Origin of the sequence: uncultured Desulfovibrio sp., assembly GCF_944324935.1 — a bacterium.
Lineage (GTDB): Bacteria > Desulfobacterota > Desulfovibrionia > Desulfovibrionales > Desulfovibrionaceae > Desulfovibrio.
Genome location: NZ_CALUYG010000035.1, coordinates 1 through 17,467 on the forward strand (window position 1 = coordinate 1; position 17,467 = coordinate 17,467).

Annotated in this window: 17 protein-coding genes; 9 read left to right on the plus strand and 8 right to left on the minus strand. The window is 67.3% G+C overall.

Features of this window, described 5'->3' with window-relative positions; all coding sequences use genetic code 11:
* Positions 1-212: 212 nt before the first annotated feature.
* From Q0J54_RS12220 to Q0J54_RS08855, 6 genes are all read right to left on the minus strand, one after another.
* Complete coding sequence (locus Q0J54_RS12220) at positions 213-485, minus strand: transposase (RefSeq protein WP_367172237.1); 273 nt, start codon at positions 483-485, stop codon at positions 213-215.
* On the minus strand, positions 461-856 hold the full coding sequence (locus tag Q0J54_RS08835; protein ID WP_296305107.1) for an IS5 family transposase: 396 nt from the start codon (positions 854-856) through the stop codon (positions 461-463). Before Q0J54_RS08835 ends, Q0J54_RS12220 begins: the two co-directional genes overlap by 25 nt.
* A gap of 95 nt (positions 857-951) precedes the next feature.
* Positions 952-2,622, minus strand: coding sequence for an NAD+ synthase (locus Q0J54_RS08840; RefSeq protein WP_296305108.1), 1,671 nt, complete (start codon positions 2,620-2,622; stop codon positions 952-954).
* A gap of 110 nt (positions 2,623-2,732) precedes the next feature.
* Positions 2,733-4,589, minus strand: coding sequence for a UbiD family decarboxylase (locus Q0J54_RS08845; RefSeq protein ID WP_296305109.1), 1,857 nt, complete (start codon positions 4,587-4,589; stop codon positions 2,733-2,735).
* Positions 4,586-5,116 (minus strand): NUDIX hydrolase, encoded by a 531-nt coding sequence (locus tag Q0J54_RS08850; protein ID WP_296305110.1) that lies wholly within the window; start codon positions 5,114-5,116, stop codon positions 4,586-4,588. Before Q0J54_RS08850 ends, Q0J54_RS08845 begins: the two co-directional genes overlap by 4 nt.
* Before the next feature lie 77 nt (positions 5,117-5,193).
* A complete protein-coding gene (locus Q0J54_RS08855; protein ID WP_296305111.1) occupies positions 5,194-5,889 on the minus strand; it encodes an L-threonylcarbamoyladenylate synthase in 696 nt (231 codons plus the stop codon).
* Between Q0J54_RS08855 and Q0J54_RS08860 the strand changes: the two genes are divergently transcribed.
* Positions 5,888-6,364: a 23S rRNA (pseudouridine(1915)-N(3))-methyltransferase RlmH gene (locus Q0J54_RS08860; RefSeq protein WP_296305112.1), complete on the plus strand. Its 477-nt coding sequence runs from the start codon at positions 5,888-5,890 to the stop codon at positions 6,362-6,364. The genes Q0J54_RS08855 and Q0J54_RS08860 overlap by 2 nt on opposite strands.
* 369 nt (positions 6,365-6,733) lie before the next feature.
* Here Q0J54_RS08860 and Q0J54_RS08865 read toward each other — a convergent pair whose 3' ends face one another.
* Positions 6,734-9,037: an STT3 domain-containing protein gene (locus tag Q0J54_RS08865; RefSeq protein WP_296305113.1), complete on the minus strand. Its 2,304-nt coding sequence runs from the start codon at positions 9,035-9,037 to the stop codon at positions 6,734-6,736.
* Positions 9,034-9,876, minus strand: a complete 843-nt coding sequence (locus tag Q0J54_RS08870) for an RsmG family class I SAM-dependent methyltransferase (protein WP_296305114.1) — start codon at positions 9,874-9,876, stop codon at positions 9,034-9,036. The genes Q0J54_RS08865 and Q0J54_RS08870 overlap by 4 nt, the downstream gene beginning before the upstream one ends.
* A gap of 102 nt (positions 9,877-9,978) precedes the next feature.
* Between Q0J54_RS08870 and Q0J54_RS08875 the strand changes: the two genes are divergently transcribed.
* From Q0J54_RS08875 to Q0J54_RS08910, 8 genes are all read left to right on the plus strand, one after another.
* Positions 9,979-10,929 (plus strand): ACP S-malonyltransferase, encoded by a 951-nt coding sequence (locus tag Q0J54_RS08875; RefSeq protein WP_296305115.1) that lies wholly within the window; start codon positions 9,979-9,981, stop codon positions 10,927-10,929.
* A 24-nt stretch (positions 10,930-10,953) separates the two neighbouring features.
* Positions 10,954-12,609 carry an arginine--tRNA ligase gene (gene argS, locus Q0J54_RS08880; protein WP_296305116.1) on the plus strand — a complete coding sequence of 552 codons (1,656 nt, stop codon included), beginning with the start codon at positions 10,954-10,956 and terminating at the stop codon, positions 12,607-12,609.
* A gap of 33 nt (positions 12,610-12,642) precedes the next feature.
* Complete coding sequence (locus Q0J54_RS08885) at positions 12,643-13,536, plus strand: SPOR domain-containing protein (RefSeq protein WP_296305117.1); 894 nt, start codon at positions 12,643-12,645, stop codon at positions 13,534-13,536.
* Positions 13,537-13,611: 75 nt separating this feature from the next.
* Positions 13,612-14,403 carry an ABC transporter permease gene (locus tag Q0J54_RS08890; RefSeq protein ID WP_296305118.1) on the plus strand — a complete coding sequence of 264 codons (792 nt, stop codon included), beginning with the start codon at positions 13,612-13,614 and terminating at the stop codon, positions 14,401-14,403.
* A 104-nt stretch (positions 14,404-14,507) separates the two neighbouring features.
* On the plus strand, positions 14,508-15,374 hold the full coding sequence (locus Q0J54_RS08895; RefSeq protein WP_296305119.1) for an ABC transporter ATP-binding protein: 867 nt from the start codon (positions 14,508-14,510) through the stop codon (positions 15,372-15,374).
* Positions 15,375-15,453: 79 nt separating this feature from the next.
* Positions 15,454-15,903: an outer membrane lipid asymmetry maintenance protein MlaD gene (mlaD, locus tag Q0J54_RS08900; RefSeq protein WP_296305120.1), complete on the plus strand. Its 450-nt coding sequence runs from the start codon at positions 15,454-15,456 to the stop codon at positions 15,901-15,903.
* A 4-nt stretch (positions 15,904-15,907) separates the two neighbouring features.
* Complete coding sequence (locus tag Q0J54_RS08905; protein WP_296305121.1) at positions 15,908-16,558, plus strand: ABC transporter substrate-binding protein; 651 nt, start codon at positions 15,908-15,910, stop codon at positions 16,556-16,558.
* On the plus strand, positions 16,548-17,426 hold the full coding sequence (locus Q0J54_RS08910) for a VacJ family lipoprotein (RefSeq protein WP_296305122.1): 879 nt from the start codon (positions 16,548-16,550) through the stop codon (positions 17,424-17,426). The genes Q0J54_RS08905 and Q0J54_RS08910 overlap by 11 nt, the downstream gene beginning before the upstream one ends.
* The last annotated feature ends 41 nt before the right edge of the window (positions 17,427-17,467 follow it).

Genomic DNA, 17,467 nt, shown 5'->3' on the forward strand with positions numbered 1-17,467 from the left:
TGCCTGGCTGAAGGGTTTTCGGAGTCTGCGCACTCGCTACTGTTGTTACCTCGTCAATTTTATGGGACTGCTTTACCCTGCTTTGGCCTGTATTCTTTGGAGAAAACTTTCATAGCAAGAAATATGCCGGATGTTCTCTTAGCATAGCGGGTTGCAATGCGTCGAAATGACTTGAGCGTTGCAAAAAAGCATTCGACCAGATGACGCTCCTTCTACACATGGGCATCGTACTCCCGCTGATGCCGTCTGCATTTACGAGAGGGAATAACCACTTCCATCTTTTGTTGCCGTGCCTGTTCCAGCACTGCATCACTATCATAGGCACGATCTGCAAGGAGCTTGTCCGCGGACAAATCCGCAAATAATTCTCCGGCGGGTACCGTATCGTTTACGTTGCCCGCCGTGAGAAATATACGCAAGGGGTTTCCAAGAGCGTCAACAACCGCATGAATTTTGCTTGTCAGTCCGCCTCGTGTACGTCCGATTTCCTGTCGAAAGTGCCCCCTTTTGCGCCGGTGGCGTGCTGATGTACTCTGACAAAGGTTGCATCAATAATAAGGGCATCCCGATCCGCTTTTATGGACAGCATGCGCAAGATATCATCCCAGACTTCGAGTCGTGTCCATTCGAGAAAACGTTTATGGACAGTATTCCATGGTCCGAATTCCGCAGGTAAATCCCTCCAGGGAGCCCCGGTTTTCAGAATCCACAAAATATCATTGAACATGAGGCGATCATCTTTGCGCTTTCGTCCTCTGGTTTCAGTCCTTTTCTTTTCCAGCATAGAACCGATGACCGCCCACTTTTCATCTGAAATGTCATGTCTGCTCATGACAAACAGGAAAGCAGGTGTCATTCAAGATGTCCAGCTTTTTTAGAAACAGTCCCCAGGTATTACTTCTTGCAAGAAGTTCCCTCTTTCCCCCGCAAAAAAAAGCACGTCCAGCCTTCCTACCCGCCCTTGGGCATGCGGTAGCGGCCGGCGATGGGAACTGACCAGCCGGGGCCGAAGGGTACGCGGCTGACGAAGAGGGTGGGCGGGGACTGGCGGCGTTTGAATTCGGAGGTGAAGAGCCGCCGCCTGACCTCGCGGGAAAGCTCGCCGTCGCCGTCGGGATGGCCGTCTTTTTCGCCGAGGGCGGAGCTGGCGAGCAGGCCTTCCAGCACGGGGTCGAGCTGATCGTAGGGGGGGAGGCTGTCTTCGTCCTTCTGGCCGGGACGCAGTTCGGCGGAGGGGGCCTTGTCGAAAATGGCGGTGGGGATGATTTCCTGTCCGCGAGAGGCATTGTACCAGCGGCCCACGGCGTAGACTTCGGTCTTGGTCAGATCGCCGATGACGGCCAGCGCGCCCACGGCGTCGCCGTAGAGGGTGCAATAGCCCATAGCGCCTTCGCTCTTGTTGCCGGTATTGAGGATGAGCGCCCGCGCACGATTGGCCAGGGCGGCGAGCAGGCTGCCGCGGATGCGGGCCTGGACGTTCTCAAAGGTCAGGTCCCCTTCACAGGGGGGGAAGCATTCCAGTCCCGGGGCGAGGCTCTGGCGGTAACAGTCCATGAGCGGCTCGATGGGCAGGGTGACGGTTCTGACGCCGAGATTGGCGGCCAGGGCCAGACTGTCGTCCACGGAACCCTTGCTGCTGTAGGGAGAGGGCATGAGCACGCCGAAGACGTTCTCGGGCCCGAGGGCTTCGGCGGCCACGCTGCAGACGAGGGCGGAATCCATGCCGCCGGACAGGCCCACGATGACACGTTCGCCGCCGCATTTGCGGACGAAGTCGCGCACGCCGAGGGTCAGCGCCCGCCAGACGGCTTCCTCGATGCAGGAGGCCAGGGGCTCTATGGTGTTGTTCTCTGGCACGGCGGCATCCACCACCAGCACGTCTTCGGCAAAGGCCTTGCCGCGCGCGAGAAGCTGGCCTGTGGGATCGAAAGCCATGCTCTGCCCGCTGAAGATGCGGTTGTCGTAGCCGCCGGCAAGGTTGACGGAAAAGAGGTGGATATGATGGCGGGCCGCCACATGGGAGAGCAGGCGTTCGGCCATGCCCTGCGAACCGATGCTGAAGGGGGCCGCCGCCAGATGGACGATGGCGTCCACGCCGCGCTGGATCAGCTCCATGAGCGGGCTGTGGCCGCTGGCGTACTGGATCTTCCAGAACGCGCCGTCCTCGGTGGAGGAGTCCTCGCAGAGGACGACGCCCACGCGCCAGCCGCCCACGGAGATGAGGCCGCAGGTCACGCCCCGGTCGAAATAGCGGGATTCCACATCCTGCCCGCTGCTCTGGTAGACCTTGCGGGAAACGGGCTGCCACTGGCCCTTGTGCACCAGCACGCCGGCGTTGGAGAGGAGTTTTTCGTCATAGGAGCTGGCCACGGGCGCGCCCACGAGCAGGGGCGGGCCGTCCCGCAGGGCCTCGGCCAGACGGTCGAGCCCGGCCCGGCAGCCCTGGGCGAAGTCGTCGGCGCGCAGGAAGCTGCCCGGTCCGGCCCCGCACAGGGCCAGTTCCGGCGTCACACAGAGGTCGGCGCCGCGGGCGGCGGCATCACAGGCGGCGGCCACGATGCGTTCCACATTGCCGGCCACGTCGCCGGTGACCACATTACATTGCAGCATGGCGATCTTCATAGATACTATCCTTGGTCATCCTTGTTGAGCAGGGGGAACAGCTAGGCATTGCGTCCTATGGCGTGTTCCAAAGGAAAAAGGGGCTTGCGGCGACGGGGCGTCATGGCCCGTCAGCCCAGCAGGCCGTGCAGCGGGCCGCCCGGCCCGGCCAGCGTTTCCACCCGGCGGACGGTCTCCGGGGCCTCCTCCAGCGGCGGGGCGTGGAAGGGCTTGCGGCGGGCGTCCAGCACGAGCGGGGCCTCACAGCCCCAGTGTCGGGCATGGGTGCGCCCGTGGACGCCGTAAACATCCGTTGCCGGGTCGGAGCGGGTAAAGGTCACCCACAGCCAGTTGGACGGCGAGGCCGCGCAAAAGGCCGCATCGTCGCAGACGGTCACGAGGGGGAAGGCCTCGCGCCGGGGCCAGCGGGCCAGGGCGTCGGCAAGCGCCTCCATGCGCGGGTCGGGTTCGTTGGGGCCGAGGTCATGGCGCGGCCCGCGCAGGACGAACAGACCGGGCCCGGCGCAGCGCACATCGCCGAAGCCCTCCGGCAGGGCGGGCAGGTCGCCCAGATCGTCCGGGCCGTTGCCCAGCCGCCGCACGGGCTCGCCCGCCGCGGCCCAGATGAGACGGGAACCCTCGTTGAGGCCGAGGCCCGTGTAGTCCAGCGTATCCGTGGTCGTGCGGGTGAGGAAGTGCAGGTCCCGGTCAAAATGCGTGCGCTCCAGCAGATGTCGCAGAAAGCCCATGACGTCCCGCGCCGAAAGGCCGGGCGCGTCTTCATGCGCGGCCAGAAGGACGTATTTTGCCAGCGCGGTCTGGGTCGTGCCCAGCAGGTGCAGGGCCGCGGTGAGCAGTTCGCGCGGGCGGCGGTGCGCCTCATAGGGGGTATAGCGCTCGCTGCCCACGGCCAGGAGGAGCGGATGCACCCCGGCCGCGTCCACGGCATGCACCTCACGGATGCCCTCGAAGACCTGGGGCACCAGCGCGCCGGTGAGTTCGTGGATGAAGTCGCCGAACACGGTATCTTCCTGCGGGGGACGGCCCACCACCGTGAACGGCCAGATGGCGTCGGGCCGGTGATGCACGGCCGTCACCCTGAGCACCGGGAAATCGTGCCGCAGGCTGTAGTAGCCGACGTGATCGCCGAAGGGGCCTTCAGGCTTGCAGGTGGGGAGGATGTAGCCGCTGAGGCAGAAATCCGCCTCGGCCAGCACGGGCAGCGGCAGGCCGGGAGCGCGGGCCAGGTCCACGCGGCGGCCGCCCAGCAGGCCGGCGAAACGCAGTTCGGAAAGGCCTTCCGGGAGAGGCATGACCGCCGCCACGGTCAGTGCCGGGGGACCGCCCACGAAAACGTGCACCGGCAGGGGACGGCCCCTTTCCAGCGCGGCCGCGTGATGGACGCCGATGCCGCGATGGATCTGGTAGTGCAGGCCCACTTCGTCTTCGGCGTAGTCGTTGCCGCTGAGCTGGACGCGGTACATGCCGAGGTTGGAAGCGTCGGGGCCGGGCCGGGCCGGATCTTCAGAGTAGACCAGCGGCAGGGTGATGAAGGGGCCGCCATCCTGCGGCCAGCTCACCAGCCGGGGCAGATCGGCCACCCGGCAGGAGCTGGACAGGACGGGAACCGGGCCGCCGCGGCGCAGGCGGGGCAGCATGTGCCGCAGGGCGGGGAGCAGCCGCAGCGAGCGCAGCGGATGCCGCAGGGCGTCGGCGGGGTCGGCCTTGGCGGCGAGCACGCCTTCCACGGCGCGCAGCGTGTGCCGGAAGAGGAAATGCAGACGCTCGCGCGTGCCGAAGAGATTGCCCAGCAGGGGGAAGCGCGAGCCCCTGACCCGGGTGAAGAGCAGAGCGGGGGCGCCGGCGGCAAAGGCCCGGCGCTGGATGGCGGCCAGCTCCAGATGGGGATCGATCTCCGCGTCGATGCGGACGAGCTGGCCCGTGCGTTCCAGATCGGCCACGCAGGCCGCCAGACTGGGGTAGCTCATGCGGTCTTCCCGCCGTCCGTCCGGGCCGGGCCATCGGGCGCGTGGGGCGCGTCCGGCTGGATGGGGGCAAGGGTGCGCCGTCCGGCCAGCACCTCCCGGAAGTGGGCGAGGATGATGCCGTGATCGAAGCGGAGCGGCGCGGGCAGGGCATCCAGCGGATACCAGGCGGCCCGGGCCGCGTCATCCCCGGCGCACAGCCGTTCGGGATGGGCGGTGCGCCCGACGAAGACCGTGCTCATGGTGTGGCGGCGGGGATCGCGCCAGGGCGCGGAGTAGACGCCCAGCAGGCCGATCAGCTCCACATCGAGGCTGGTCTCTTCCTTCATTTCCCGGCGGGCGGCGGCCTCGGCCTGTTCGCCGTCGTCGATGAAGCCGCCCGGCAGGGCATAGCCCAGCGGCTCGTGGCCGCGTTCGATGATGACCACGCCGCGTTGCGGATCGTGGATAATCACGTCCACCGTGGGCGCGGGATTGGCATAGATCTCGTAGTGCTGATGACACAGGGGGCAGGTGACCGTCTTTTTCATGCTGACCTCGTGATCGAGGATGGTACGTCAGGGCGCGGCGGGCCGCAAGAGCTGGAGCGTTCCAAACGGAAAATGCCCTATTCCCGGCAGGCAAAGCCCGCCGTCCGCAGGGCCTGTGCGCTGACGGCTCCGGCACGCAGCAGGCGCAGGCCGCCGTCCGGCAGCGGTTCCACGATGCTGGAGGGCTGGCCGCCCCGCGGGTCCGGCCCGGCGTCCAGCACGCCGTCGGACGGGCCATCCAGCGGGGCCAGCAGTTCCGGCGGCAGTTCCCGCGCCAGCCGGGCGGCGGGCTGGCCGCTGAGATTGGCGCTGCTGCAGGTTAGGGGCGCGCCCGCTTCCCGCGAGAGCCGGGCCGTGAGCGGGTGCGGCGTCAGCCGCACGGCCAGCCTGCCCGTGGGGCCGCAGACCTGTTCCGGCAGGCGGGAGGCCGCCTCCGGCAGGGGGGAGAGCAGCACGGTCAGCGGGCCGGGCCAGAACTGTTCCAGCAGGCCGCGCGGGGCCTCATCCAGCCGGACGAGGGCCGCAAGCTGCTCCATGCCGCCCGCCAGCACCGGGAGGGGGCGCTGGACGGGACGCCGCTTGAGCTGATACACCCGCCGCACCGCGTCCGTGGCAAACAGCGAGCAGCCGAGCCCGTAAAAAGTTTCCGTGGGGAAGGCCCAGACGCCGCCGGCCCGCAAGGCGGCCGCGGCCTCGAGCGGGTCGGCGCTGACGCGCGGGCCCGGGGACGGGACTGCCCGCGAAGCGGGATCGGAAGGAAAGGAGGCAAACATGGCAGGTAAACCCTTGCGTATCCTGTGTGTGGGAAAGATCAAGACCGCCTTCTGGAAGGCGGCCGCCGAGCATTACGGCCAGCGTATCCGGCGCTGGCGGCCGCTGGAGGTGAGCGAAGTGCGCGACGGGGACGCCTCCCTGCCCGTGCCGCGCCGCAACGAGCAGGAGGGCAAACGACTGCTGGAGGCGCTGAGCCCGCAGGACATCCCCCTCATCCTCGACGAGCGTGGCGCGAGCCTGACCTCGCCGCAGTTCGCGTCCCTGCTGCAGGACCTCGACCGGCAGGCCGCCGGGCGGCCCTGCTTCATCATCGGCGGGCCCTTCGGGCTGGATGACCGCATCCGCGCCGCGGGCCGCCGCACCCTCTGTCTCGGCCCCATGACCCTGCCGCACGAGCTGGCCCGCGTCCTGCTGCTGGAACAGCTCTACCGGGCGGAGTGCATCGCCCGCAATATCCCCTATCATCACGAATGAGACGGAAGGCCGGGGCGGGAATTTTTGTTGGGGGGGAAGGGGAACCCCTCGCTCTGCTGTCGATGCCCGTAAGGCTCCTGCGTCGCCTAACGGGCACGGCCTACGGCCGCCTTTCGGTCGCGCTCTGCTGTCGATGCCCGTAGCTTCCTGCGTCATAACGGGCACGGTCCTACTGACCGCCCTCTCCAATTTTTGTCCGGACGGTGCTGTCCCGCCGTCTTTTGTTTTGCCTTTTTCAACGTCAAAACGCTTCCTGACAAAAGCGCGCTGGGGAAGGGATGGGGGGGCTTGGGGGGAAGGGGAACCCCTCCCGCGCCGGCGGAGGGGTTCCCCTTCCCCCCAAAAAAATACGCTGCTGCGCCAAGGAACCTACAGCACCTCGTAGATGCGGGCGAAAACGTTGTCGTACACCAGCTTGAAGTAGGGGGAGAAGCGGGTGTCCTGCGGCGAGGCCAGCAGGAGCTGGACCATGAGGGAGTCATAGATGCCGCTGTCCAGCACGAGTTTTTCGCCGGTGACCCGATTGAAGAGGCAATGCACATTGCGGCGGCTGCTCAAAAAGGCGTTCTGCTCTTCCGGGCTGGCCTGCGGGTGGGCGTCGGCCCATTCCTGCACATAGTCGCGGGTGACGACACCCGTCTCGTCAAAGACGCTGATGGTGGCCGTGTAGATGGGGGCCGGGCTGCCCTCGAGCTGCACGGCGCCTTCCTTGAGATTGTAGGCCAGCGCTCGTGTGACGATGGACATGGCCCCGCCTTCCCCTTCCCTGGTGCGGAAGTTCCAGCTGCCGAAATTGCTGATCCAGAAGCCCAGCCGCAGCATCTCGTAACTGACGACGAGATATTGCTTGCCGCGCGCTTCCACCAGCGGGGTGTCCGGCGAGCGCAGTTTGTCCATGAGGGCCTGGGCCGCCTCGCCGTCCAGTCCGCGGAAGACATCGTCCGCCTCGCCGCCCTTGAGGGCCGTGTAGCGGATGAGCTGGCGGGCAAAGCGGGCGTTGTTCGTGGCGAAGACGGCGGCGGGCAGATAGAGCCACGGGCCATTGTGCAGGGCGCCGTCGGCAATGGTGGCGCGGCGGGCGAAATGGTGGGCCGCGTAGCCCCAGTCCCACCAGAGCCAGAGCGTGCCGTCCTTGGGGGTCACGTCCCGCGCGCGGGTCAGGGCGTCGGCGTGGCGGCGGTTGATCATGGGGCCCTGGGACATGGCCTGGATGATGCTCGCGAAGGGGGCCACCAGCAGGCCGATGAGCACGGCCGAGGTCACAAGGCCGGCCACCGCGCCGCGCAGGCTGTCCCGCAGGACGCGCTGGAGGATCCAGTAGAGCGGCAGGGTCAGGCCCACGGCCACGATGGGCGCGCCGAACATGACCATACGGCCGCCCATCTTGGTGCTGAGCAGGCCGAGAGCGGCCAGCGGCAGCAGGAAGAGCGCGCCGGGGCGGCGGATGAGCACCCAGACGAAGCCCACGAGCCCCAGCAGGGCGGCTTCCATCCAGGGATGGAAGTAGGAAAGCAGGGCCATGAGGCTCAGGTCCTGCACTTCGGTGATGGACTGGGCCACCGAGGGGTAGACGAGCACCGTGCCGGCGGCCGTGGTGGCGGCGTCGCCCGATCGTTTGGTGTACGCGCCGAAGTGGTAGATCAGCGTGTTCAGGATGCCGCCGCCCAGCATGAGCGCGGCCACGCCCGCCCAGAGCAGGACGAGGACGAGCGGACGGCTGAGCAGGGCGCGCAGGCTGCGGGCCCATTCCGTGCGGGCCATGCCCGCCACCAGGATGATGGCGCTGCCCGCAAGACCGGGCAGCCCGGCCAGCGCCGGCAGGGCATAGGCCAGGGAGCCCAGCAGCAGCAGGCCGCGCCGTCCCTGCGGGGCCATGACCAGACTCATAAAGGCCAGCAGCCCCACATTGTAGCGGATGAGATAGGGGAAGACGGAATGCCACTCCTGCGACCACCAGGAGATGAGGCCGGAAAGGGTGAGCAGCAGCACCCAGCGCTTGCGCAGCGGATAGCCGAGGCGCACGGCCGCCGGGGCCTGCGCGCTTATGATCCGGCGGGCCATGACCCGTCCCGAGGTATGGATGAGCCGTTTCAGCAGCGTATGCGGCAGAAGCATGTAGCGCATGGCCCAGCAGGCCGGGGCCAGCGTCATAAGCAGGGGGAAGAAGAGGGTGACGAGGTCGGTATCGTAATAGCCCAGCAGCGTCCGGGCCAGAAAGCCGGGGGCGATGGTGGTGATGAGCCCGGCCGCCATGCCGGCCTCCATGCTGCCCAGCGCCCAGACCCAGACGAAGACGATGAGCGCCACCAGCGTGGAAAGGAGCATGGGGAACCAGAAGGCCACGGCGGCGGGATAGGTCCCCAGCAGGGCGGCCATACCCTTGAGCATCTCGGCCATGGGATGTCCCACGGCCAGGCCCATGCCCTCGGCCCCGGCCACCCAGTGATACGCGTCGTTGGTGGCGAGCAGCCATTCACTGCCCAGACGATATTCGGGATTCTGCCAGCAGGGCCATTCCAGCAGGCGCAGGGTGAAGGCCAGGCCCACGGTCACAAGCGCCCAGATGAGGCCGCGCAGCCAGAAGCGGGACCTCTGCCGGCTGTGCAGCGCCTCGCGCACGGCTTCCGAGGCGGCACGCTCCGCGGACAAGGGGTCGGGAGTGGTCTCGATCACTGTCGAACCTCACGGGAAGGGGTTTCGGCAAACGGTACGACGCCGGACGGGACGCCGGCCCCCTCGCGGCTCAGGCGAACGGCCAGGAAGCGGCGCGTCTCGCCGGTGGAAGAGGCGGCGTCCGCGCGGCGGCGGACGACATAGTCCCGGTGCATGACGCGCTCCCAGCCCGGAGGCAGGGCGTCGGGCAGCCGGTTGCAGAGCAGGATGACCAGCCCGTCCGGCGCCAGATGCGGCGCGAGCAGCGGCAGCAGCGTTCCCGGAGGCATGAAGGCCCGGCTGATGACGCAGTCCGCCCCGCGCGGCTGCGTGCCGAAAAAGTGTTCCACGCGGCCCCGGTGGACATGCGTCCGGGGCAGGCGCAGGCTGTACAGCATGCGGGAGAGGAAGAGGGCGCGCTTTTCCCGCGCTTCCACGAGCCAGTAGTTCCCTCGTTCCCAGACCATGCGCAAAGGGATGCCCGGCAGGCCCGCCCCGGAACCGAGGTCCCAGTGCAGGGGGGCCGCGGGCAGGGGAAGGTCCGCCAGGAAGGCCGCCAGATGGAAACTGTCGCCCGCCAGGTCGACAAGCGCCTCGCGCCAGTCGCGGGCCCCCACAAGATTCATGACGCTGTTCCAGCGAAGGAGTTCCGTCAGGTAGAGGGCCAGCGACCGGAGGGCCTGCTCGGGGACGGGCAGACCGGCCCGCCGGGCGCAGTCCGCCAGCGCCTCGGGCGCGGGAGGGGTCGGGACGGGAGGGGCCGTCCGCGGCTTTGCGGACGCGGGGCCGCCAGTGCCGGACGGGCCGGAAGGCTGCCTGCCGGTCCGCGCGCGGCTGCCGTGTGGAGAACGTTTCTGCATGCCGTCCTCATATCCCCGAGCGGCGGGACTTGCAAGCCGGGGCCGGATAACGTAAAAAAGCACCCTTCACATTTTTTTGCCGACAGCTAGGGAGAAACTGCCATGAAGAACGCCATTGCCCTGCTCTTCCCCGGTCAGGGATCGCAGGAAGCCGGCATGGGGCGCGATCTGGCCGAGGCCGACAGCGCGGCCATGCAGCTCTGGAAACGCGCGGAGTCCGTCAGCGGTCTGCCCCTGCGGGAGATATTCTGGGAAGGCGACGACGCCGCCATGAGCGACACCCGCGCCCTGCAACCGGCGCTGACCGTGGTGAACCTCAACCTGTGGCGGGCGCTGGCCGGGCGGGTGCGGCCCGTGGCCGCCGCCGGGCACAGCCTGGGAGAATTCGCCGCGCTGGCGGCGGCGGGCGTGCTGGATGAGGAGAGCGTGTTGCAGATCGTGAGCCTGCGCGGTCGCCTCATGGCCGAGGCCGACCCCGACGGGCGCGGCGGCATGGCGGCCATCCTCAAGCTTTCGCTCGAGCAGGTGGAGGGCGTGGTGCGCGAGGCCGCCGAGGAAAGCGGCCTGCCGCTCATCATCGCCAACTATAATACCCCCGGCCAGTACGTCATCAGCGGCGACAAGGAAGCCGTGGCCCTCGCCTGCGGCAAGGTCCGTCCGCTCAAGGGGCGCGCCGTGGAGCTCAAGGTCAGCGGGGCCTTCCACAGCCCGCTCATGGAAAAGGCCAACCGTGAACTGGAACCGCTGCTGCGCAAGGCGGTGTGGCGGCGTCCGCGCTTCGCCGTCTATGCCAACCTGCACGGCCGGGGCCTCACGGACGGGGAAAGCCTCAAGGAAAGCCTGCTGCGGCAGATGGTGTCCTCCGTGCGCTGGATCGAGACCATGCGGCAGCAGTATGCCGACGGCGTGCGCTGCTGGCTGGAGCTCGGCCCCAAGGCCGTGCTCGGCAAGATGGTGGGGCAGTGCCTCGATCAGCTGGACGAGGCCGCGCGGGCCGACTTGCGGGTCATGCTCGTCGATTCTCTGGAATCTGTGGAAAATCTCAACGTCTAGCGCCCTCGCGGCGGGAGTCTTGTCATGCGTGCTGTCGATGTGCTGCGTTCCGCACTCAGGGATATGGTGGAAGAAATGGGCCTCACCTGGCCCGCCAAGGCCGTCATCGAGCCGCCCCGCGACGCCCGTCACGGGGATCTGGCCGCCAATGTGGCCATGCTGCTGGCCAGGGAGGCCGGCAGGAATCCTCGCGAGCTGGCCCAGACGCTCGCCGGCGGCCTGCCGGAACGCTGCGCGGACATCCTCAGAGCCGAGGTGGCCGGGCCGGGCTTCATCAACGTGACCTTCAGCCCGGATTTCTGGCGGCGGACCGTGGCGGACATCGAGGCCGCCGGGGCGGACTACGGGCGCAGCCCGGTGGGCGCGGGCCGCCGGACGCTGGTGGAATACGTTTCGGCCAACCCCACGGGCCCGCTGCATGTGGGGCACGGCCGCGGGGCCGCCGTGGGCGACAGTCTGGCCCGTCTGCTGCGGCGCGCGGGCTTTGCCGTGGATACGGAGTACTACATCAACGACGCGGGCCTGCAGATGCGTCTGCTGGGCCTTTCCGTCTGGCTGCGGGTGCAGGAGCTCAAGGGCCGTCCCGTGGAGTGGCCGGAATCCTACTACCGGGGCGAGTACATCATCGACATCGCCCGCGAGATGCTGGCCGAAGACGACGGCCTGGCCGACCTGCCGGAGGCCGAGGGCAAGGAGCGGTGCTACGAGCGCGCCATGCGGGACATCCTCAACGGCATCAAGCAGGACCTGGCCGACTTCCGGGTGGAACACCAGCACTGGTTCTCGGAAAAGACGCTGGTGGAGGGCGGCAAGGTCGCCGAGGCCTTTGCCGCGCTGGACAAGGCGGGCTACACCTATCACAGGGATGACGCCTACTGGTTCGCCACGGAGAAGCTGGGCGACGACAAGGACCGCGTGCTGCGCAAGTCCGACGGCACGCTGACCTACTTCGCCTCGGACATCGCCTATCACCATGACAAATATCAGCGCGGCTACCAGTGGCTCATCGACATCTGGGGCGCTGACCATCACGGCTACGTGCCGCGCATGCGCGCCGCCATCGCCGCCATGGGCCAGCCCCGCGAGAGCTTCGACGTGGTGCTCATCCAGCTGGTGAACCTGCTGCAGAACGGCCAGCCGGTCAGCATGTCCACCCGCGCGGGAACCTTTGAGACGCTGGCCGACGTCATCAAGGAAGTGGGCACGGACGCCGCGCGCTTCATGTTCCTTTCCCGCAAGAGCGACAGCCCGCTGGATTTCGATCTCGAGCTGGCCAAGCAGCGCAGTCTGGACAATCCCGTCTACTATGTGCAATACGCCCATGCCCGCATCTGCGCCGTGCTGCGCCGGGCGGAAGAGCGCGGCATGCGCCTGCCCGAACGCTGCGAACCGGCCCTGCTGGCCGGGCTGGACACGCCGGAAGACCTGGCCCTGCTGCGCAAGGCCGCAGGCATGGAAGACATGATCGCCAATGCGGCCCTGACGCTTTCCGTCCATCACGTCAGCCATTATCTTATGGAGCTGGCCGGCATGCTGCACAGCTACTATGCCAGGCATCAGGTGCTGGATGCGGAAGACAGCGGGCGCAGCCTGGCCCGGCTGGCCCTGCTGCGGGCCATCGGACAGGTGCTGCGTAACGGACTGGACATCCTGGGCGTGAGCGCGCCCGAAACCATGTAAGGCCGTCGGAAGCCCGCGGAGCGCCGTCCATCCATGCCCCAGCCCCTGCGAAGAGTTCGCCAGCGCATCCCCAAGGCATCCGTCCGTCCTCCCCGGGTGCTGCTGCATCTGCCGTTCCTGGGGGTGGCGGCCCTGCTGGTGGTCTTTGCCGTGGCCGTGGGCTGGGCCTTCTTCATGGGGGTCATCATCGGGCAGGGGCAGAATCCCGCCGAGCGGGTCGATGCCATGCTGCATGAACCACGGCGGGAGACGCCGCCTCCCGCGGGGCCCACGGTGGGCGAACGGGTGGCGGATCTGCTGAATACCCCTCTGCCGCTGCACAAGGACGGACGCGGCGGCGACGGGCGGGCGGCAGGCGGCGAAGGCGAGCCGGAAGCCGACCGCTCGCCGTCAGCGCCGGCAGGACAGCCGGCGGCCCGGACGGGAGAAGGGGAGCAGGGCGCGCAGGCGCCGTCAGCCCCGCAGGCCGGGGAGCGGGCGGAGCAGGCCGGGCCGGAAAAGGCAAAAGCCTCCGCCTATCCCTTTGCCCGGCCGCAGGGGGAGAGCCTGGCGGCCTGGGGCATCCAGCCCGGCGGGGCGGGGCAGGCCGCGCAGCAGACGCCCGGAACGGCTTCCGCCGCCCGGCAAGCGCCTGCCGCCGCGCGCCGTGCCGAACAGAAGGCCGAGCCCAAAAAAACGGAGAAGGCCGAACCCAGGTTTGATTACGTCTATCAGACCGCGGCCTTCCGCGACAAGGAGGACGGCGACGCCCTGAGGGCCCGGCTGGAAGAGAAGGGCCTGAGGACGCGCCTGCAAAAGAGCGGCAAGGTCTATCTCGTGCTGGTGCTTTTGCGGGGCAGCGAGCGGGAGGCGGAGAACGTCCGTGAGACGCTGCGCCGTATGGGGCTGGGCAAGCCCATACGTCTTTCCAAAAAGGCGGTCAAATAGGACGGACCGCAGGCCGGACAGCCGGCAGGACGCGACGGGAGCGGAGCGTATCCGCCGCTCCCGCAAAGGAAGACCATGAACATCTTTTCCCTCCCCGCCCGTCTGGGCGAACGCTGTCTGCGCGGAGTGGACGCCCTGGGCGGCATGACGCTCTTCTTCCTGGAGGGCGTGCGCCACATCTTCACCACGCGGCGCATCTTCATCCGTACCCTCCAGCAGCTGTACGCCATCGGCTATCAGTCGCTTTTCGTCATCGCGCTCATCGGCATTTTCTGCGGCATGGTGCTGGGCCTGCAAGGGTACTATACCCTCGTGCAGTTCGGTTCCGTGGGCATGCTGGGCTCGGCCGTCTCCCTCTCGCTCATCCGGGAACTGGGGCCGGTGCTCACGGCCATCATGCTGGCCGGGCGCGCCGGTTCGTCCATGGCCGCGGAGATCGGCGTCATGCGCATCTCGGATCAGATCGACGCGCTGGACGTCATGGACATCAACTCCATGGCCTATCTGGTGAGCCCGCGGCTGGTGGCCGCGCTCATCTCCTTTCCGCTGCTCACGGCCATTTTCGACACCATCGGCATCATCGGCGGCTATCTCACCGGCGTGGCCATGCTGGGCATCAACGAGGGCGCGTATTTCTACCGCATCGCCCATGCCGTGACGCTGGACGACGTGACAGGGGGCTTTCTCAAGGCGGTGGTCTTCGGGCTGCTGGTGACCACGGTCTGCTGTCACCAGGGCTACACCACCCATCAGCGGCGGGACAGCGTGGGCCCGGAAGCCGTGGGCAATGCCACCACCTCGGCGGTGGTCATCTCCTGCGTGCTCATCCTTGTGGCGGACTATGTGCTGACGTCGTTCCTGCTGTGATCAGGGAAGAGACGCCGCCAGGCGCTCCGGCGGCAGGCCGGGCGACGGCAGGCAAGGCCGGATGCCCGCCGGTCACACAAGCGGGCCGCCGGCAAGAGGAAGATATGAGCAAAAACTCGGTACGGATGCGGGACACGGCGGATGCCTCCGCCTCCCCGCAATGGGACATCGCCTTCCGCGGTCTGACCGCCGGCTACGGCGAGCATGTGGTGCTCAGGGACATCGACGCCACCCTGCCCGGCGGCAGGATATCCGTCATCCTGGGCGGCTCGGGCTGCGGCAAGTCCACCCTGCTGCGGCACATCATCGGCCTTTCCCGGCCGCTGGCCGGCAGCGTGCGCATCGGCGGGCAGGACATGTTCGCCCTGCCGCCCGCGCAGGCCCGGCGCATCCGCCGTCGTATGGGCGTGCTCTTCCAGGACGGGGCGCTGCTCGGCGCGCTCTCGCTGGCGCAGAACGTGGCCCTGCCGCTGACCGAACATGTGCGCCTGCCGAAAGCCGTCATCCGCGACGCGGCGCTGCGGGTGCTGCGGCTGGTGGGCCTGGAGGACTTCGCCGACTACTACCCCAACCAGCTTTCCGGGGGCATGCGCAAGCGGGCCGGGCTGGCGCGGGCCATCATCGCCGAGCCGCGCATCCTGCTCTGTGACGAGCCCACCTCCGGCCTTGATCCCATCACCGCCGCCCGCATGGACGCGCTCCTGCTCTCGCTGCATGAGCGGTTCCCGGACATGAGCATCGTGGTGGTCAGCCATGATCTGGACAGCCTGCGCGCCATCGCCGACCATGTGCTGGTGCTGCGCGAGGGCAAGGCCGTCTTTTCCGGCCCTCTGGCGGAACTGGAAGCCTGCGACGACCCCTATCTGCGGCGATTTTTGCGGCGTGAGGCCGATGCCGGGGACGTGGCGGCGCAGGATTCCGAAAGCGATCCGCGCGTCCGCCGCGCCATCGCCGCCTGGCTGGATGCCTGACAGGGTGCGGGCCGGGCTTGAATCCTGCCGCCGGGCTGCGTATAACCTTTTATCAACGTGGAAGGAAAAGGAGTGCCGCATGAACGGTTTTCGTCAGACGGCCGTGGGGATATTCGTCCTGCTGGGGCTCGTGTGCGTGGCCTACCTCACCATCAAACTGGGCCGTATGGAGCTGTTCGAGACAAAGGGCTTCGAGCTGACGGCCCGTTTCAATTCCGTCAGCGGCCTGCGCGTGGGCGCGGATGTGGAGATGGCCGGCGTGCCCGTGGGGCGCGTGGCCGCCATCACCCTGGATGATGATCCCGCCCGGCGGCAGGCGCTGGTACGCCTCGTGCTGGACAGGGATCTGAAGCTTTCCACGGACACCATCGCCTCGGTGAAGACCAGCGGCCTCATCGGCGACAAATACATCAACCTGCAACCCGGCGGCCTGGATGATGTCCTTGCCTCCGGCGATACGCTGGAAGAGACGGAATCCGCCGTGGATCTGGAATCGCTTATCGGCAAATATGCCTTTGGAGGTGTCTAATTCTATGCTGACTGCCCGTTACGGACGCCGCGCGTCGTGTCTGCTTCTGTCCCTGGCGGCCCTGCTGTGCTGCCTGACCGTGTGTTTTCCCCGGCCCGTCGCGGCAAGCCCCGCGCGCGACACGCTGGAAAAATATGTGACCGCCATCCTTGACTGCATCAAGGCGCCGGCCTACGCCAATGCGGCCACCCGCCCGGCCCAGCGGGAAAAGATCGCCGGCCTGGTGCGGCAGGTCTTCGATTTTCAGGAATTCGCCATCCGCACGGCCGGACCGCGCTGGAAGACCTTCACGCCCGATCAGCAGAAGCGCTTTACCGACGCCTTTGCCGATCTGCTGCTGACCACCTACATCAGCAAGGTGGACGGCTACAACGGCGAGCAGATCGCCTATACCGGCGAGGTCGCCAACAAGGAACAGACCCGCGTGGAGGAACGTACCATCATCACCCTGGGCGACGGCAAGAAGGTCCCCGTGGCCTACCGCATGATGCTCAAGGACGGGGCCTGGCGCTGTTACGACGTGCTCATCGAGAACGTGAGCCTGGTCAAGAACTACCGTACCCAGTTCCAGGATATCCTGTCCAATGCCGCGCCCGACGAGCTCATCAGCCGGGTGCAGGCCAAGGCCAAGGAAGCCGCCGCCAATGCCAGGTAAACGCGTGATCTTCGCGGGGGCGGCTTTTGCCGCCCTCCGCCGCATGCTGGCATGTGCGGTCCTGTGCCTGCTTATGGCCGCCACGGGCGCGCACGCCAAGCCCACCTATACGCGCCTTTCCCCGGAGCCCGCCCGGCAGCAGCCGTCCAGCCTCTATGATGCCGAAAGCCCGGCCCTGCCCGCCGGAGCCGTCAGCGTCAGCTCGCCGGATGCGGAGTATTCCGACAGTCTGGACGACTACGACGAAACGCCCGTGGAAAGCATCGCCGATCCGCTGGAGCCGTGGAACCGCTTCTGGTTCGCCTTCAACGACGTCTTCTATCTGTATGTGGCCGACCCGGTCTACTCCTTTTACGAGACCATCACGCCCGTGCAGTTTCGGCGGGGCATGTCCAACCTTTACAAGCACGTCCTCTTTCCCACGCGCTTTGTGAACAATATCCTTCAGCTCCGCCTCAAGGAAGCGGGGGTGGAGTTCGGGCGCTTCATCATCAACACCTTTGTGGGCTTCGGCGTGGTGGATGTGGCCAAGCACAAGAAGACCCTCGTGCCGGTGGATCCCAGCGGCGAGGATTTCGGGCAGACGCTGGGCCGCTGGGGGCTTGGTCACGGCTGCTATCTGGTGTTGCCCTTCCTCGGGCCGAGCTCGCTGCGGGACGGCATCGGCCGCGTCGGCGACTGTTTCACCGATCCCATGTTCTACGTCTATCCCTGGGAACTGGCCACGGCGTCGGAACTCTGGCTGCGCTTCAACACGCTGGACGTGCTGCTGCCCACCTACAAGAGCCTGAAGGATGCCGCCGTCGATCCCTATATCGCCACCCGCGAGGCCTATACGGCCTATCGCAGGCAACAGGTCATCCGCTGACGCGGCGAGCCGGCCTGCGCGCCGTCCCTTCCCGTCAGGCG

Bases quoted from the DNA above. Each gene is read 5' to 3' on its own strand.
- mlaD (WP_296305120.1), top strand. From the start codon at position 15,454: ATGAACGGTTTTCGTCAGACGGCCGTGGGGATATTCGTCCTGCTGGGG.
- Q0J54_RS08860 (WP_296305112.1), top strand. From the start codon at position 5,888: ATGGCAGGTAAACCCTTGCGTATCCTGTGTGTGGGAAAGATCAAGACC.
- Q0J54_RS08895 (WP_296305119.1), top strand. From the start codon at position 14,508: ATGAGCAAAAACTCGGTACGGATGCGGGACACGGCGGATGCCTCCGCC.
- Q0J54_RS08905 (WP_296305121.1), top strand. From the start codon at position 15,908: ATGCTGACTGCCCGTTACGGACGCCGCGCGTCGTGTCTGCTTCTGTCC.
- Q0J54_RS08850 (WP_296305110.1), bottom strand. From the start codon at position 5,116: ATGAAAAAGACGGTCACCTGCCCCCTGTGTCATCAGCACTACGAGATC.
- Q0J54_RS08875 (WP_296305115.1), top strand. From the start codon at position 9,979: ATGAAGAACGCCATTGCCCTGCTCTTCCCCGGTCAGGGATCGCAGGAA.
- argS (WP_296305116.1), top strand. From the start codon at position 10,954: ATGCGTGCTGTCGATGTGCTGCGTTCCGCACTCAGGGATATGGTGGAA.
- Q0J54_RS08910 (WP_296305122.1), top strand. From the start codon at position 16,548: ATGCCAGGTAAACGCGTGATCTTCGCGGGGGCGGCTTTTGCCGCCCTC.
- Q0J54_RS08835 (WP_296305107.1), bottom strand. From the start codon at position 856: ATGACACCTGCTTTCCTGTTTGTCATGAGCAGACATGACATTTCAGAT.
- Q0J54_RS08885 (WP_296305117.1), top strand. From the start codon at position 12,643: ATGCCCCAGCCCCTGCGAAGAGTTCGCCAGCGCATCCCCAAGGCATCC.
- Q0J54_RS08870 (WP_296305114.1), bottom strand. From the start codon at position 9,876: ATGCAGAAACGTTCTCCACACGGCAGCCGCGCGCGGACCGGCAGGCAG.
- Q0J54_RS08845 (WP_296305109.1), bottom strand. From the start codon at position 4,589: ATGAGCTACCCCAGTCTGGCGGCCTGCGTGGCCGATCTGGAACGCACG.
- Q0J54_RS08855 (WP_296305111.1), bottom strand. From the start codon at position 5,889: ATGTTTGCCTCCTTTCCTTCCGATCCCGCTTCGCGGGCAGTCCCGTCC.
- Q0J54_RS08840 (WP_296305108.1), bottom strand. From the start codon at position 2,622: ATGAAGATCGCCATGCTGCAATGTAATGTGGTCACCGGCGACGTGGCC.
- Q0J54_RS08890 (WP_296305118.1), top strand. From the start codon at position 13,612: ATGAACATCTTTTCCCTCCCCGCCCGTCTGGGCGAACGCTGTCTGCGC.